This window comes from Sneathiella sp. (assembly GCF_041689005.1).
Taxonomy (GTDB): domain Bacteria; phylum Pseudomonadota; class Alphaproteobacteria; order Sneathiellales; family Sneathiellaceae; genus Sneathiella.
Window position 1 is genome coordinate 42,398 of sequence record NZ_JBDNHC010000087.1, and the last position, 16,745, is coordinate 59,142.

General features: G+C 50.4%; 16 protein-coding genes. 6 read left to right on the forward strand and 10 right to left on the reverse strand.

The genetic code is table 11. The annotated features are described in order from the left end of the window. Positions 1-62: 62 nt before the first annotated feature. A complete protein-coding gene (locus ACESNI_RS10630) occupies positions 63-1,268 on the reverse strand; it encodes an acyl-CoA dehydrogenase family protein (RefSeq protein WP_373086604.1) in 1,206 nt (401 codons plus the stop codon). A 301-nt stretch (positions 1,269-1,569) separates the two neighbouring features. On the opposite strand from ACESNI_RS10630, the gene ACESNI_RS10635 reads away from it, so the two are divergent. Beyond that, positions 1,570-2,961, forward strand: a complete 1,392-nt coding sequence (locus ACESNI_RS10635) for a PLP-dependent aminotransferase family protein (RefSeq protein WP_373086605.1) — start codon at positions 1,570-1,572, stop codon at positions 2,959-2,961. Between the two features lie 208 nt (positions 2,962-3,169). On the opposite strand, the gene ACESNI_RS10640 is transcribed toward ACESNI_RS10635, so the two are convergent. From ACESNI_RS10640 to ACESNI_RS10655, 4 genes are all read right to left on the reverse strand, one after another. After that, on the reverse strand, positions 3,170-4,285 hold the full coding sequence (locus ACESNI_RS10640; protein WP_373086606.1) for a C4-dicarboxylate TRAP transporter substrate-binding protein: 1,116 nt from the start codon (positions 4,283-4,285) through the stop codon (positions 3,170-3,172). A 136-nt stretch (positions 4,286-4,421) separates the two neighbouring features. Next, the gene (locus ACESNI_RS10645; RefSeq protein WP_373086607.1) at positions 4,422-5,543 is read right to left on the reverse strand and encodes a C4-dicarboxylate TRAP transporter substrate-binding protein; all 1,122 of its coding nucleotides are present in this window, start codon (positions 5,541-5,543) and stop codon (positions 4,422-4,424) included. Positions 5,544-5,606: 63 nt separating this feature from the next. Continuing rightward, a complete protein-coding gene (locus ACESNI_RS10650; RefSeq protein WP_373086609.1) occupies positions 5,607-6,920 on the reverse strand; it encodes a TRAP transporter large permease in 1,314 nt (437 codons plus the stop codon). 4 nt (positions 6,921-6,924) lie between these two features. Further along, positions 6,925-7,545 (reverse strand): TRAP transporter small permease, encoded by a 621-nt coding sequence (locus ACESNI_RS10655; RefSeq protein WP_373086611.1) that lies wholly within the window; start codon positions 7,543-7,545, stop codon positions 6,925-6,927. A gap of 120 nt (positions 7,546-7,665) precedes the next feature. Here ACESNI_RS10655 and ACESNI_RS10660 point away from each other — a divergent pair, with 120 nt between their 5' ends. After that, positions 7,666-9,039, forward strand: a complete 1,374-nt coding sequence (locus tag ACESNI_RS10660) for an MmgE/PrpD family protein (protein ID WP_373086612.1) — start codon at positions 7,666-7,668, stop codon at positions 9,037-9,039. Between the two features lie 50 nt (positions 9,040-9,089). Further along, complete coding sequence (locus ACESNI_RS10665) at positions 9,090-9,875, forward strand: SDR family NAD(P)-dependent oxidoreductase (protein ID WP_373086613.1); 786 nt, start codon at positions 9,090-9,092, stop codon at positions 9,873-9,875. 10 nt (positions 9,876-9,885) lie between these two features. Here ACESNI_RS10665 and ACESNI_RS10670 read toward each other — a convergent pair whose 3' ends face one another. From ACESNI_RS10670 to ACESNI_RS10680, 3 genes are read right to left on the reverse strand one after another with little or no spacing between them, the layout of a single operon-like run. Then, the gene (locus ACESNI_RS10670; protein ID WP_373086614.1) at positions 9,886-10,626 is read right to left on the reverse strand and encodes an enoyl-CoA hydratase/isomerase family protein; all 741 of its coding nucleotides are present in this window, start codon (positions 10,624-10,626) and stop codon (positions 9,886-9,888) included. Beyond that, complete coding sequence (locus tag ACESNI_RS10675; protein WP_373086615.1) at positions 10,627-12,213, reverse strand: FAD-binding protein; 1,587 nt, start codon at positions 12,211-12,213, stop codon at positions 10,627-10,629. A 28-nt stretch (positions 12,214-12,241) separates the two neighbouring features. Beyond that, positions 12,242-13,780: an acyl-CoA carboxylase subunit beta gene (locus tag ACESNI_RS10680; RefSeq protein ID WP_373086616.1), complete on the reverse strand. Its 1,539-nt coding sequence runs from the start codon at positions 13,778-13,780 to the stop codon at positions 12,242-12,244. 215 nt (positions 13,781-13,995) lie between these two features. Here ACESNI_RS10680 and ACESNI_RS10685 point away from each other — a divergent pair, with 215 nt between their 5' ends. Continuing rightward, on the forward strand, positions 13,996-14,220 hold the full coding sequence (locus ACESNI_RS10685) for an acetyl-CoA carboxylase biotin carboxyl carrier protein subunit (RefSeq protein WP_373086617.1): 225 nt from the start codon (positions 13,996-13,998) through the stop codon (positions 14,218-14,220). Positions 14,221-14,240: 20 nt separating this feature from the next. On the opposite strand, the gene ACESNI_RS10690 is transcribed toward ACESNI_RS10685, so the two are convergent. Both ACESNI_RS10690 and ACESNI_RS10695 read right to left on the reverse strand, forming a co-directional pair. After that, positions 14,241-14,732: a flavin reductase family protein gene (locus ACESNI_RS10690; protein ID WP_373086618.1), complete on the reverse strand. Its 492-nt coding sequence runs from the start codon at positions 14,730-14,732 to the stop codon at positions 14,241-14,243. A 2-nt stretch (positions 14,733-14,734) separates the two neighbouring features. Next, positions 14,735-14,917 (reverse strand): hypothetical protein, encoded by a 183-nt coding sequence (locus tag ACESNI_RS10695; RefSeq protein ID WP_373086619.1) that lies wholly within the window; start codon positions 14,915-14,917, stop codon positions 14,735-14,737. A gap of 184 nt (positions 14,918-15,101) precedes the next feature. Here ACESNI_RS10695 and ACESNI_RS10700 point away from each other — a divergent pair, with 184 nt between their 5' ends. Beyond that, a complete protein-coding gene (locus tag ACESNI_RS10700; RefSeq protein ID WP_373086621.1) occupies positions 15,102-16,256 on the forward strand; it encodes an acyl-CoA dehydrogenase family protein in 1,155 nt (384 codons plus the stop codon). A gap of 11 nt (positions 16,257-16,267) precedes the next feature. After that, positions 16,268-16,723 carry a MaoC family dehydratase N-terminal domain-containing protein gene (locus tag ACESNI_RS10705; protein WP_373086623.1) on the forward strand — a complete coding sequence of 152 codons (456 nt, stop codon included), beginning with the start codon at positions 16,268-16,270 and terminating at the stop codon, positions 16,721-16,723. Positions 16,724-16,745: the final 22 nt, after the last annotated feature.

The following is a 16,745-nucleotide window of genomic DNA, read 5'->3' on the forward strand; positions in this document are numbered from 1 at the left end:
ACCACTTTGGCAAGTATTTTCGGTTATTTTTTGAGCATTTCAGAAGTGCTTAATATCCCCCATCAAGCGACCTTTGATGACTTGTTCTCGACCACAATCTGCTGCTGGGTAGCATCAAACTCCATCCCTAGCGCCGCGCGCCCAATAAGTTGCGCGGTGCCATAAAGATTTGCATGCGTGCTATGAACGTGAATGTCACGGATGGCGCGCTCTAGATCGAAAGATTTCAGCAGCGCTGTTGAACCCACCACCCTGATTGTTTCGCTGACCATCCACTCGGCAGTCATAATGCAGTACAACTTGGCCATCAGTGAGTATTCTTCGGCTTTGGCCGTATCGTCGCCGGCCCATAGAGAGCCTGCGTGATATAACATGTCGCGGGCAGCGGCCAGACGCATACGCATTTCCCCCACAGCGCGCTGGGTATGGGGGTCGTCGCCAGTTTTGCGTTTGTTCGGTACATAATCGATAACAAAATCGAACATTCCTTGAGCAGCCCCGAGATGTGACGCGCCAAATCCCAAGTGCCAGCGGGCACCAAGGCGTTCGCGCGGATAATACCCGGGTCCAACCAAGACATCTTCATCCGGAACAAAGACATCCTTCAAAGTGAGTTTTGGACTTACAGCGGATCGCATACCTGTCGGGTCCCACCATGATGCGTCAACTTCGAATCCGTTGGCATCGGCAGGGATCATCACCAAAAGAAAGTTGTCCGGGATTTCACCCTGGTCACTACTGAGGGCAACAATATTCCACGTCGCAGCAGACGCGTTAGTCCCGTAGTTCTTGATGCCATTCAAAAGATAGCCGCCATCTTTCTTGATAGCATCACTCTGTAAATTATATTGTCCTCGGGCGGTACGCCCAGGCTCGCTACCGGTCCAGGAGATGGGGGTTCCCTTCTCAACGACCAGGCCGAGATAGCGCTTTTTCTGTTCGGGTGTGCAGGCATGATCCAGCATCATGCATGAATGCCCATGCACCTGAAATACGTGGGCCGCCCCCATATCGACGCGGGCAATTTCCTCAATCCCAATTAAAAACGAGAGAGGATCGTGACCCGTAACAAAACTTGAGCCGTTACCACCCAGTTCCCGCGGAACACAGATGTTCATAAGGCCATTTTGATGAAGCGCCTCGATCATTTCGATAGGTACTGAAGCCGCCGCATCATGCTTACGCGCGTGTTCAGCGACAGTTGTGGTTGCCACCGCCCGAAATTTATCGCGCAGTTCTTGATGTTGCTTATCAAGTTCATAATTCATTGATCAGGTTCCCTCATCCAGATATCTCGACACCCGAAACCCATTCTTCGACAATTTCGGCTAGAGTTCTGCCGCATCAATCATGGTACGTTCCGGTATACCGTCTAATAAAAAAAACGGTAATTTGTATCAGTTTTTTCAGTGCAATTTTTTAATTTCATCTAACATATTGACCTATTTTTCTATTTTGAAAAATTATAGTGTTTATTATCAATATGTTACTGTCTTTAAAATGACACCTATTCAATAGTGACAAAGTATGAGTTGAAACAATGTTCAGGTCAATGTATAAATTGTTCTAATGACAATGTGGATCCCCAATCTTTCTAGCAAACGCGGTCCTCGGTACCTGGCGATCGTCAACGCGATCGGTGAGGCCGTGGAAAGTGGTGAATTATCCGAAGGCGACAAGCTCCTCCCGCAACGCGACTTTGCCTACCGGATTGGTCTGACGCTGGGCACGGTAAGCCGGGCGTTTTCTTTGGCTCAGAAACGAGGGTTAATTCGCGGAGAAGTCGGTCGTGGCAGTTTTGTCTGTGGCCAGAATTTGACGCGAACGGGACTTGATTTCAGGCCCCGCTCACCGACAGGAGAAATAGTCGATCTATCGTGCTTTTTACCTGGCGGAAATCGCATTATAGCAGCCATTTCAAAAGTAATTGGGGAATTACAGCAAGAGGGTGATATTTTGTCTCTGCATCGCTATCCGCCAGGTGCAGGGATCAAGAGCCATCGGATTGCCGGCGCAAAATGGGTCGGTCGACTTGGCTTTGATGTCAATGCGGCTGATATCATTGTTTGCCCAGGTGCTCAACAGGCCCTGTCGGCAACAATGGCGACGATTACCAGCCCTGGCGAAATCATTTTGACCGAAGCATTGACCTATTCCGGTGTGAAACAGCTTGCGCATCTTTTTCATCTTCGCCCAGAAGGCATAGCAATTGATCACGAAGGCATATTACCCGACGCCCTGGAAGCTGCCTGTGTGACATCACAGTCACGCGTTCTTTACATACAGCCGTCGGTCCATAATCCGACAACGGCGGTAATGAGTGCCGAACGTCGCAAGGATATCGCCGCTATAGCCCGCAAATTCGATTTAACTGTGATAGAAGACGCGTCATGCGCCGCATTATTGCTTGATGGCCCGCCACCGATTGCGACGCTAATTCCAGAACGTACCGTTTTCATCGTCGGGACGTCAAAATCGCTCTCACCAAGTCTACGTACAGGGTTCTTGACTTGCCCACATGATCTACGCCGGCGAATTGCGGCAAACATGCATACCCTGAGCTTGTCATCGGCACCATTAATGGCGGAAATTGCGGCGCGTCTGATCAACAGTGTCGATATGACGGCAATGTTAAAGTTGCTTAGGTCTGACTTGGCGGATCAACATGATCGTGTCGAAAGGATCCTTGGCTCATTCGAAATACAGCACCACCCTGCAGCACCGTATACATGGCTGAAATTACCATCCTCGTGGCGTGCTGACGATTTTTCCTCGACAGCAAAAATGCATGGCGTTGCCGTGGTCAGCGCTGAAAACTTTGCTGTAGGCAGAATCAATGCACCGCATGACATACGCATATCCGTCGGCATTAGTGCTCAGCAGAGGACCTTCGAATCCGGGCTTTTAACTCTTGCGAATTTACTTGGAAAGCCGCCGCAGCCACAGCATTCAATCGTCTGACTGAATTTTGGCGTCTCTTAATTTCGCAGAGAGATGCGCCGCCAACCACTGATGAAGCTATATCAAACTATATTTGCACCGCTTGCTCTGAAAATGCTCTTTGAACGGCCAATTTTTAGGCAAAAAAATCGGGGGCAATAATACGCCCCCGAAGTTTAATCATTGGATTTATTCCAAGATTGCTTAATTCATTCAATGCAAGCCGGAGTCAGTTAACCGGAACCTTGCTGTAGACTTGTTCCCACAACAGACGCTCGAAGGTTTCGCGATCGCGGCCATTTTCGGCCAACAGCTTATCCCACTTGGCGCGGAGTTCGACAATTTTATCGGCAATAATCTGGGGATTCTTGACGCCCCGCTCTTTGCCTTTTTCTACTGCGCGCGTTTTAATATAGTCGGTGCGAAAATCTTTGATGAACTTGGCGAGATCCGGATCGGCGTCATAAAACTTGTTGCCTTTCGCTTCCATTTCTTTTCGCACTTCAATATCACCGTCAATATAGCCAAACATTGCTTCGGTGATCAGCTTGGGCACGTTCTTCAGGATCACCGTCCGCTCACTCGGGTTAAGTTCGTTCCACTTTTCGAGGCGCATATTGATGAATGATCCGCCCATGAACCCACCTAATGAATTCAGGATAACGTTGTGCGCCACCTCACCCAGAGAGCGAGTTTTCTGGTTTGTGATCGCCTGCGTGGCGCAGTCGAGCGTTCCACGCTCAAGCGCTTCATACATTTCATTGGCAGAGATTGAAACGGGGATTGCCCCCATCGCTTTGACTAAATCAGACCAACCCGAGAAGCCGCGCACCCTCATATTTTCCATATCGGCAAGATTTTTAATTTCTTCCTTACACTGGAAGACATAGTCGGTCAGCGCATAGGCCCCCAGAAACTGGGTATTGAAGCCTTCGCGATACTCCTTGTCGCATTCATCACATTCGAGGAGGATCAGTTCGTTGTTGACACCCGTCATTGCGAGGGCGTCGTCATTCATCATCGAGAAATCACCGATGTAGTTATCAACCGGCATTTCCGAAGGGACATAGACCCCAACGAAATATCCGGCATCAGCAATGCCATCCCGTACCCCGGCCGGAATGTCTTTTGGCCCGAGCAGAGAAGATGCAAAATGGGGCTCCCAGACGACGCTGCCGTTGGTTTCTTTCTCAACCCGCTCAAAGAATCTCTCAAGAGGCGGATTTGATGTGTGCTTCAGGCCTAGGTAGTTTGCGTAAACGATTTTCGTTTCTGCAGATGCCTGACCTGTAAAGATCATTGCCGCAAATGCCATTGCAACAAGTTTAATAACTGAATATTTCATAGTTTGGTCTCCCATTTTAATTTTTTCTAGTCTGTTCGTCAGTCTGTATAGTTTCTAATACTCTCTCCAATCATATAACTGGGCAACAAGCGCTTCGAATTCTGGCTTGATTACTCATGCTGGAAAAAGGCATGTCTTATTTCACGGACACTTTGCTGTAGATTTGTTCCCACAACAGTCGTTCAAAGGTCGCCTGATCACGACCATTTTCGGCTAAAAGCTTATCCCACTTGGCGCGGAGTTCGACGATTTTAGCAGCGATTTTCTCCGGGTTCTTTACACCCCGTTTTTTACCTTGCTCGATTGCGTCGGACTTAACATAGTTAACGCGAAAGTCGGTGATGATTTTACCGACTTCTTCGTCGGCCATGTAGAACTTGTTGCCCTTCTCTTCCATTTTCTCGCGCACCTCGGCATCCAGATACACGCCATTATTAAAAGCGGTCGACGCGATCAGATGCGGCAGATGTTTGAGGAGCACGGTCCTCTCGGAAGATGTCAAGGCGTCCCATTTCTCAGTTCGCAGGTTGATCATCGACGCCCCCATAAAACCGCCGAGCGAATTCAGGACAGTGTTTTTAGCAAGTTCACCAAGTGAGCGGGTCTGCTGGCCACTGATAGCGAACATCGCACAATCAATGATGCCTCTGTCAAGCGCTTCGTACATTTCATTGCTGGATACAGATACCGGGACAGCACCAAGTTCTTTGATTAAACTCGTCCAGGCCGAGAAACCGCGAATTTTCTTGCCCTTGAAATCAGCAAGACTATGGAGTTCGTCCTTGCACTGGAAGACATAGTCGGTCAGCGCATAGGTTGCAAGAAACTGGGTATCGAAGCCTTCTCGATACTCGTTATCGCATTCTTCACACTCGAGAAGGATCAGCTCGTTGTTGACACCCGTCATCGCGAGAGTATCGTCATTCATCATCGAGAAATCGCCGATGTAGTTGTCAACCGGCATTTCCGACGGGACATAGACTCCGACGAAATATCCGGCATCCGCAATGCCATCCCGGACCCCCGCCGGAATATCCTTTGGTCCGAGCAGAGCAGATGCAAAATGGGGCTCCCAGACGACACTGCCGTTAGTATCTTTTTCAACGGCTGCAAAATAGTCGATAAGCGCCTTATTCGTCGGCTGCTTAATGCTAATATAGTTTGCATAAATCAACTTTGTTGTCTCTGCGGCCGAATAGCCGGCACTGCATAGAACTGCGAATGCAACGAGCATTATGCCATAGAAATGTTTCTTCATTTTATTTCCCCCTGTTGGGTTAATTAGGTGTTGGTATTTCAGCTTTTCTAACCACATCACACGTCAAAACTGCATCAAACTTGGCAGATATAGTGAGATTTGAGGGAAGATTATCAGCAAAGTAAGTGTGAAAATATCCGCAACGATAAACCACAGCACGCCTTTAAATATAGTCTCGAGAGGAATACTGTCGCCAACCACGCCCTTGATTATATAAACATTCAGGCCTACCGGCGGTGTAATGAGACCTATTTCAAGGTATTTGATGACCAGGATACCAAACCAAATGATGTCGGCGCCCGATGCTTCAAACAAAGGCAGTAGGACCGGAAGCGTCAGCAGCATCAATCCAAGAGAGTCCAGGAACATACCAAGAAAGATGTATATAACAGAGGCTGCTATTACCAGTATCACCGGGTCCAGCCCATAAGGTCCAAGCGCAGAAGAAAGCGCTGCCGGTACACCAGATACAGCCATGAAACGGGTCAGCATAATGCCACCCATAGCGATTAAGAAAATCATCGCCGTGGCTGAACAGGTCTCAATTACCGATTCCTTAAACACGGTCCAGTTCAGTCGTTTCTGAGTTGCTGCAATGATAAATGCCAGAAAAGCTCCGCCCGCTCCGGCTTCTGTCGGGGTGAAAAACCCACTGTAGATTCCGCCAAGAACGCCGACGATAAGTACCGGCAGCGGCCAGACTTCGCGGAGCACCTGAATCTTTTCGGTCAAGGTAACGCCACCCTCAACTTTCGGTGCGAGTTTCGGGTTGATTTTGCAACGTATCATGATCATGGCCGCAAAAACGAGTCCGGACAAAATGCCTGGTAAAATCCCCGCGATCAGCATTTGCCCGATCGAAGCCTCGGTAAATATTGCGAACAAGATAATCAGGATAGAAGGTGGAATCAAAGATCCTAGAGTACCGGCTGCGGCGACAGTCCCGGTTGCAAGCCCCGGATCATACTTGTATTTCATCATCTCCGGGATCGCGATCCGTCCCATTGCCGACGCCGTAGCAACGCTTGACCCGGAAGCCGCGGCAAACATTGCACAGGCCGCAGTACTCGCAATCGCCAAGCCGCCCGGCAATCCGCTTAGCCACATTCGCGCCGCGCGATAGAGGCTTTGAGTCAAGCCTGATTTGTAAGCAATATTGCCCATCAAAAGGAACATCGGCACTGCCGATAACGACCAATGCGCGATGAAGTTAAAAGTGAGTGTTTCCAGTGCTGAAATCGCCGGCAGCCCACCGCGAAGCACGGCGACTCCACCCAGCGAGACAATTCCAAGGGAAAACGCAATCGGCACCCGCAAAGCTAAAAGTACTAAAAGAAGTACGAGGCCACCGATACCTATAATTAAATCCAAATCCATTATCTCACACTCTCTCTGAATCTTCGATGTGACGGTGGGCGATAGCGCCCTTACCAGTGACGGCAAATTGAAATTCTCGTATGCATTGCACAACCATCATGAGAGTCATTACCGTGAGCCCGACAGGAAGCATCCATCGTGCTGGCCAGATACTGACATCAACCATTCCAATCCATATTTCATTCTTGATTGTCATGTTTATTGCCTTATCGAAACCGGCGTATGCAAAAATGGCAAGGGCTGCGCTACACACGGTAAGAACAACGCCATCCATCCAGGCTTTGCCTCGTTCACTCACCTTAAGTGTGAAAAGCTCAATGATAATGTGCCCGCGCTCGAGTTGTACGTAGCCGAGCGGCAGGAAAACGACGGCAACCATGTAGTATCCTGAAACAATTTCTTCCGTCCCCGGGATCGACGCCGTAAAAAAGTAGCGCAAAAACACTTCTGACATGACATGAAGCATCATCATGGTCATCGCCACACAGCCAAGCACCATGAGTAAACGCGCACATAAATTAACTATTTTCTCGGATATTTCTAGCATATAACCACCCCATTTCTCCGGCTCATTTTTTCTATCCGCTCGCGCGGATTTTGATTTGCCGTGTATTATCTTAATCATAAATCTATACTATTGTATCTATTTTAATCAATACAAAGATAGAAAAATGTAATACTCTAATAGAGCAATTTTGCTGAATCAGCAAACTAAGCTTTAAGCCAAGGGATGACGGAGGAAAGAATGAACAATCTCAAGTCAATTGCCAAAGCGGATGTTCAGATGCAACTTGCTGATTTCGCCGCGAACGGCGATCTCACGCAAATGCCAGAGAATGCCTGGAACACTGCAATCCAACAAATCATCGATACCATCGCAGTCGGATGGGCCGGCAGCAACGCAGACGGGGTCGCGCAAGCAGCGGAACTCGCCATAGAGGATAGCAGCCAGCATTGTGCGCTACTTTGGGGGCGAGAGGAAAGCGTATCGGCGGCGCAGGCATCATTTGTAAATGGCGTTGCCGCGGCGGCGCTCGATTACGACTGTGTCCATCAGGAATCACTGCTGCATCCGGCAGCAATCACGGTGCCAATTGCGTTAGCCTTGGCTTCCGAAGTGAACGCTAGCGGCGAAAAATTGATAGCGGCGCACATTATCGGCAGTGAATTTATGTGCAGGCTGTCGATGGCGACACCACGACAATCGAACTGGTTTGCGGGGTCGATATATGGAATTTTTGGCGCCACGGCCTGCGCTGGATACCTTCTTGATCTATCTCCGCAGCAAATGCAGAACGCCTTCGGGTTGGCGCTTGCGCAAACGTCGGGAACGAAACAGGCAATCACGGAACGGAAGTTGGCAAAAAGGTTCCAGACGGCTTTCGCCGCCCGCTCCGGTGTGCTTTCTGCACGATTGGCGCTACGCGGTGTAACTGCGGCGAACAATTGGCTCGATGGCACGGCCGGGCTGTTTGCACTCTATGAAGCAGGCGATCCCATGCTTGCCGTCCATGACCTCGGCAATTCATTCACGTTTGATCAAGCGACCATCAAGAAGTATCCAAGCTGTCTCTGCACGCATGTCGTTATCGATGGCGTTTGTCGATTGCTTCAGGACAACAACGTTGCGATAAACGACGTGTCGAGCATCGATACAACTATTACAAAATACATGTCCCGGATAGTAGGGGCACGCTACGAGCCAGGTGATAACCCTCAAGTTGCCGCACAATTTTCTGCTGCTTATACCGCCGCATGTGCCTTAACGCGCGGCGGGGTGACGCTGGCGGATATCGAGATGAAAGCTGCGACAGATCCCCAGCGCGTTGAATTGGCGCAATCCATATCGGTAACAACATTTGATGATATTGACGGTCACGTCGCGCCGGCAAAAGTATCCTTGACGCTAAAAAATGGCATCACGCATAGTATCGATGTAACCGAAGTACCGAATGCCGCAAATGGCCCCGACGCAGACAACATATTGCGCCGTAAATCAATCGACTGCTTCACGCGAGGTCAAACGCCGCTATCAGAAGCTTCAGCCAACGAACTTGTTAATCGGCTGCTTGAGTTGCGGGCACGCACAAATGTCCGTGACTTATTCGACAATCTTTGAGAGCGGACCCCGCCTACAGCAATACACTAAATCGCAAAGGAAAGACTAAGATGACCCAGTTACTTACCGAAAAAACCGCATGGATAACAGGCGCCGCTGGCGCCATCGGAGCAGAAGTATGTCGCCGGTTTGCAGAACATGGAGCTAGGATCGTACTTTCAGGTCGAAATGAAGCGGCTCTTCAGGAAATAGCCGACACCTTGCCTGCCAGCGCTACGCCATTAGTATGTGTTCTCGACATTACTGACCGCAAAGCGGTCGATGCCGCGGCAGAAGAGATACTCAAAAGTAATGGCGCGATAGATATACTGGTAAATTCGACCACCTGTCCGATTTTCGCAGATTTTCTTGATCTCTCGGACGAGGATTGGATGGCCGTGCTCGATGCTAAAGTTCTGGGCTACATGCGTAGTAGCCGTGCCGTTTTGCCGCATATGAAGAAAAACGGCGGCGGTGCTATTATCAACATTTCTGGACGCGGCGGACATCAGCCGAGCTCACCATCGCATCTTGCCGGGAGTTGTTCCAATGCTGCAGTCAACACCCTGACCAAAGGCCTTGCCAACATCTACGGGCCAGCCGGCATTCGTATCAATGCGATCGCGCCCGGACCGGTTCGCTCGCCCCGATATGACGCAATAACACTGGCAAACAAGAAGCTTGCCGGTAAATCCAGCGGTTCGCAGAGAAGTGGTATCGCTACAGCCAATCCGCTCGGCGAGATGTCGGAAGTCGGTGATATTGCAGATGGCGCATTATATCTCGCATCCGACATGTCGCGGTTTGTTACCGGGATTGTCCTGCAAGTTGATGGCGGTGGAACCGCCTGTCTTTAAAAAGCGGGATTTAACGCTCGCGAGTTTTAAGTGTTTCGCGTGTCGAAGCATTGACTTCGCGAGCGTGCGCGAACCCGTCTTCAAGAGAAAGGCCGTCACAGTTCCTGACTAGGGACTTGATCCATCCGATTATCCGTCGATCATGCGCCGCCAACGTGCCAGCAATACTTATCGCCTCGGCGCGCGCGGTTCCGGGCGTAACGATTGCTGAAACGAGTCCCATTTCTCTGAATGCCTTAGCACTGTATTGCTGACCCAGAGCGAGCAGAATGAACGTATCTTTCGGACCGATCCTTTTCACCAGATTTGGCGCGACCAGTGCAGGCATCACGCCTTTGGTCACTTCGGGATAACCGAAAACCGCAGTATTCGATGCAACTACCGAATCGCACGCCATAGCCAGACCACAGCCGCCTCCCAACGCAAAACCCTCAACAGCGGCTATCACAGGGGTCTCCATCTTGTTCAGCGCAAGAAATAGCCCGGCAATTCTGTCTGCATGGGCCCCAATATCATTTGCGGATGAAAGCTTCTTCGTCTCATTGAGATCGACGCCTGCTGAGAATGCTTTTGGACAGCCGGCAATTACGACCGCACGGACATCCTCCGAAGCCTCGGCGTTTGCCAACTCCTGAGTAAGCCGTTCCACCAAAGGCCGATTCAGTGCATTCAACTTCTCGGCGCGGTCGAGCGTCAGTATACGAACCTTGCCGACATCTTGTACAAGCAGGTGATTGACGGTTGCGCTCATCTAATCTGTCCAAGGTGATAGTGCGGCAGCTTCTCTGGCGGCGATCCACCCACCGACGACGCATTCCGTCAGGTTCCCGCCACCCATATAAAGATGCCCGAAGACGCTGCCCATTTCACCCGCCGCATATAGTCTCGATATCGGTTGATCAAACGGATTAACGATTTCCTGACGGACATTGTGACGAGGGCCGCCCTGGGTATTTATGACGACAGGATAAACGCGCCCGAAATAGTATGGCGGTGTATCAATGGGCACCATCGTGTCGGGCTGCCGACCCTGCTCATAATCGAAACCATCGGCAACGTAGCGGTTCCAATTTATAATCGTCTCTTCAAGCCGGCGCACTTCAACCTTGAGCTTGCCTGCGAGTTCTTCGATTGAGTTCGCCTTTTCAAATATACCACGCTCTACTTCCTTAAGATTATCAGGACTCCAGTCATAATGAGCATCGGCATCATTGAAGGCTGTCCGCCCCATAGCGTACATTTTCCTGCCGTTTTCGTCGAAAATCATGTACGCCGGAATCCGAGGAAAGCGCTGTCGTTTAGAATCAAAAATATCGAACGGACGGACACCCATATCTCCCGGGTAAGGCAGATATTCGTCCATGAAGCGATGACCATCCTGGTCAACGACGATCCAAGCCATTTTTGCCAGTGACTTTTGTGATAGCGGTTTCCCGTGGTCATCGACAACACCAAGATCCGACACCTTATCAAGATGACCTGGTGTCCACATCGGAACGGCCTTCAGATAAAAGCCGAAGGGGTACTCACCTTTCGGATCCTGTAGACCGTAGGGTCCGTGATAGTGCCACATATGCCAAAGGTCTGCGCCAACCGCCTGCGCCATGCGAATGCCGTCGCCGGTATTGCCGGCGAATGAACCAGGTAATACCGGTTTGGCTTGGAAATACTGTTGCTTCATTTCATCGTCATTTTCGAAGCCGCCACAGGTTAAGATGACAGCTTTAGAGGCGCGGATATGCAGCGTCTGGTCGCCTTTGCGGGCAACGAGTCCCCGTACCTCGTTATCGGCATCAACGATCAATTCCCGTGCAGCAATTCCAGTATGAACGGGAATCTTGCGTGCGGTAATGTTGTCTTCAATAACCTTGAACAGTCTCCCGCCGTTCTTCGTGCTGTGCGTTGCGTGATATCGCTCGCCGTTTTCAAGTTCCGGGACCTCAGATACTTCGCAATATGCCAGCGCCTCGCAACCAGGTAACGGATAATTGCCAAGTGCGGGTGTCACCTTGACCGTTGCATTACTGAGTTTGGCAAGGCCGCGGATATAATCGGGAATTTCAGTCATTCCGTCTGCAATAACCCTGAGAATATCGTCCGGCGTGCGTCCGCCGCACGTGGCTTTCAAATAACTGAACGCTTCTTCGGCATCCTCTGAGACTCTAATCCCACCTGCCGAAACAGCAGAAAGACCGCCCGGGAATAACATCTTCTCTAAAATGATAACCGACGATCCCGCATCATGCGTTTCTATGGCTGTTACGCCGCCTGCTGCACCAAAGCCGACGACAACGACGTCTGCTTCCATATCCCAAGCTGGAACCTGATGAATTTTCATGGCATGCTCCCCCAAATCAAACCATTGATCACGGATCTATCCGATGCTTAAAGCCCGGAACGCGTCTCGTACGTGTTCGGTAAAGCACGCTGCGGATAACATCGCGGGTCTCACACGGCTTGATTACATCGTCAATGAGCGCCATATCTGCAGCGCGGTAGGCTGATGCGGCCTCCACGGCTTTCTCATAATATTCGGCGCGAAGTGCTGCCGGGTCTTCAGCCGCAGCAATTTTCTTGCCATAAGTCAACTCAACGCCCGCGGCTGGTCCCATCATATCAAATTGCCCCGTTGGATATGAGACAATGGTATCGGGTTCCATGGTTTTGCCGGCCATGGCAATATAAGCCAATCCGATTGCCTTCCGGACAATAATGGTCGTTATCGGCACCGTCGTTTCCACGACTGTGTTGAGAAAGCGTGCTGCCAGCGGGACCATGCCCTGACTTTCGACTTCCGGACCGACGATAAAGCCCGGACAGTCAGTCAGAAATACCATCGGGATATGATACGCATCGCACAACTCAATAAATTTGCGGGTTTTGCGTGTTGCCTTGTCATCCATTGCGCCAGCCATATGCTTGGGGTGATTGCCGACGATACCGACCGTTTCGCCATCTATTCTGGCCCATGCATTTACCATATTGCGTCCGTAGTGTTCCTTGTAATGAAGGATCTCTCCGGCATCGACGAACAGTCGGATCAATTCCTCCATATCGTACGCACGGCGATGATTTTCCGGCACGATAGTCGTGATTCTCTTGAGGCCTTCAGGGGTATCCATCGGCGCCGACTTCGGTTCGGATCTGGGCGGCAACTCATCACAGTTACTCGGAAAGTATGACAGGAATTGACGGATTGAGTTCAGACAGTCCTCTTCGCTTTCGGCGAGATAATCGACTTGCCCCGTTTCCTTCGCCACTTTTTCAGCGCCGCCTATTTCTTTCGCTGTTACGTCAAGCCCAATTCCGACTTTAACGACTGGCGGACCCGACATACCCATAAATCCGGTGTCTTTGACGATCGTAACAAAGTCCGATTGCGCTGCCGTAAACGACGGACCACCAAAGCAAGCGCCCATAATTGCTGCGACAACTGGTACGCGGCCTGAAAGCTTGTAGTGTTCGCGAAAGCGGTTTCCGATACCTGCCGCCATTGCACCGTTGGCTTCCTGAAAACGTCCGGCACCAGCTTCCATCAATGCGATATACGGAGCCTTATGAAGATATGCCAGTTCGCGTATTCGAGCAGACTTGAGCTCTCCAACCCGGCCACGCGTCCCGGCAACGACTGTAAAGTCTTCCGAGGTGACATACGCAATCCGACCATCGATTGTCCCCCAGCCAGCGACAAGCCCATCGGCCGGAGTTCTTTCTCGCAAATCCGAATGCTGGCTACGGCCTAATAGACCAATTTCCTGAAAGGAATTTTCATCGAAAAGGAAGGTGATTCGTTCGCGTGCTGTCATTTTATTCTGCTGATGGAGGCGATCAATTTTCTCCTGTCCGCCCATCAACCGGCTATTATCACGGATTTCATCCAAAGTCTCGATTGTCGAATCTTCCATTTCCAAACCCCTTGTTTTATAGTTTTAGCAATATTCTCGTTTGCCGCGAACCTGTATGCACCGTAAACCTTTTGGAATGGGGTGCGCTTGTTTTTGTTGTATCTTATCCCATAATGTCATAGGTATAATCAATACATTTTACCGATATTGGATCGGTTGAATTATGCACAATGATTAAATCAGGCGCAAGATGCGCCCAAAATAGGACGAAATTTATGAGCAATACTGACGTAGCCGCCTCAGTTACCGGGACAGTTTGGAAAATAGAAAAATCTGTCGGAGATTCAGTTTCCACTGGCGATGAGATCATGATTCTTGAGTCTATGAAGATGGAAATCGGAGTCGAGGCGCCTTGCGACGGCACACTTTCGGCGATCACCGTTAAAGAACAGGATACGATCAGCGAAGGACAGGTCCTTGCCGTTGTTACCAGTGCATAAGACAAATTCACGCTGTTTAGTTAGGATGGCGTCTGATTCAAGGCCGCATATTTTCCATCATGATAAATCAACGGTTGCCCTTCGTCCGCTGTCCGCTGTGCAACAACCCGGCCAAAACAGATCGTGTGCGTTCCGACGTCCACTTTTGAATCCAATTCGCAATCAAAATTAACCAGAGCACCTTGTATAGCCGGTGCCCCTGTTCTCAGGGTATCCCAATCGCAAATAGTAAATCTCTCCGAAGCGCCCTGGGACATAAAGTGGCAAGCGGTATCAAATTGCCTCTGATCAAGCACGTTTACACAGAACCGCCCGGTGTCCTGGATGGCGCTATACATGGACGCCGAGCGATTAATGCAAATCAAAAGTGTCGGAGGGTCGGCGCACACCGAGCAGACTGCTGTTGCCAGCATTCCACGGGGCTCGTCGCCACACATTACTGAAATGACATTAACGGTTGCAGCAAGATGCCGCATGCCGTGTTTGAACAGATCGGGGGAAACCTCTTGCATCTTCAATTCTCGTTCATTGCGTGTTTGGCTGAAGAGCAGTGCAGGACCGGCCCCTCATGGATTGTCCGGCCGAGGAGCATCCCGGGCACTTTTCTGAAATCTATACCGTAGCCGATCAATGCCGCGACGGTTTCTAGAGCCCCGATATCATTGAAAGGTACTTTTTTAACTAAGGTTGCCTGCATTAATGATTGTCTCTATTGCTGAATTTTGGCAGATTATGGCCCAGACTTGGAATAGGCACAAGAAGAATGTATCGTATTTTATGTTGACAATAAACCTACAATTAAGCGTTACTGATAGGTACAATTAAACGATATTGATCGAATCGTCCTCATAAAAACACAAAAACCCTAATCCGGAGGAAACATGGATTTTTCATATACGTCGCGTCAACGGGAACTCATGGACACCGCGCGCGAAGCATACACGCGGAAACTAGAACCCCTAATCGGAGACGGAGGTGTCGAAGAACACTATAAGGTCCGCCGTGCCATGGCGGAACAGGGATTACTCGGTCTGAACATGCCGACCGAACTTGGAGGTGTAGGGCTACCGCTTCTGGATACCCTGCTTGTGATTCAAACCCTGCACGCCTGCTCACCGGTTTGCGGCGGCCTTGCACACAGAACTTCAACAGGTGCCTGCGGCGCTATTGAGGCTTATGGTACACGCGAGCAGCGCGAGAAGTATATCCGCGGGATATGTGCCGGCGAGCTCGGCATCTCTATCGGAATCACAGAGCCCGGCGCAGGCTCAGCGGCCACGGACATGAAAACGCGCGCCGAAATTGTCGGCGACGAAGTGATAATCAATGGCTCCAAGCAGTTTGTCAGTTCTGTGGATACCAATGACTATACCGTCCTTTATTGCCGTTTTGGCAAGACCGGCCGCTCATCCGATATTGGGGCCGTCATTGTTCCCCATGACGCCCCTGGATTCAGCCGGTCCAATGGCACAGTCAACATGGCCGATGATTTGCTGTTTGAGCTCTATTTCGACGATTGTCGGGTGCCGACGTCCAATATCCTTCTTGACGGCAGCGCTTTCGGCAAGCTCATCAGCGTATATAACGCTGAACGGCTTGGCAGTGTTTCACGCATGCTTGGTGCGGCACAGGCGGCTTATGAATATGCTCTTGCATACTCACAGGAACGGCGTCAGTTCAATCGTGAAATTTGCGACTTCCAAGGTATCCAGTGGATGCTGGCCGAAATGCGTATAAAGTTGGACGCCGCCCAACTGCTGACCTATCGCGCAGCATCAACGGCTGAGGCAACTGGCTTGCCTGAAGCGCTCGAAACATCCATCGCCAAGGTATTCACGGCAAATGCCGCAAAAGAAATTTGCGATGATGCGATTCAAATTCTCGGCGCCAACGGTTATACCAAGGAATATCCCCTGGCCCATCGTTATGCAGAGGTTCGCGGTGGCTCGATCTATGGCGGCACTGTCCAGATTCACAAGAACATGATTGCGAAGCGTATTCTTGATCGAAATATCAGTCAGTGGAAAAAAGACTAGCGGAGAGGGCCATGACTGAAATCGACCGGACACTTATTGGCTCGGAAACGACACCTTTCGTCGTTGAAGTGGAGAAGGGGGCGATTCGGAAATTTGCAGATGCAATCGGCGATCCCAATCCTGCTTTTCGCGATGCGGAGGCGGCGGTTCAGCAAGGATACCCCGGTATTATCGCACCGCCGACTTTTCCGGTGACATTCTTTCCGCCGGAAGTGCCTGCATGGACCAGAGATTTGGACCGGCGACGAGTCCTCGCGGGTGAACAGAGATTTCAGTATTCCCGCCCGATCCTTGCCGGTGATATTTTGACCTGCCGAATCATCTTCCGCGATGTTACGGATAAGATGGGGAAATCCGGGCGGATGGAATTGCTTTTTCAGGAGATTGTCGGCGTCGATCCCAACGGCAATCACGTCTTCACAAATACCAAGAGCATGGTGTACCGGGAAGCCGCGGGTAATCAATAATAATAAATCACTACGGAGATTG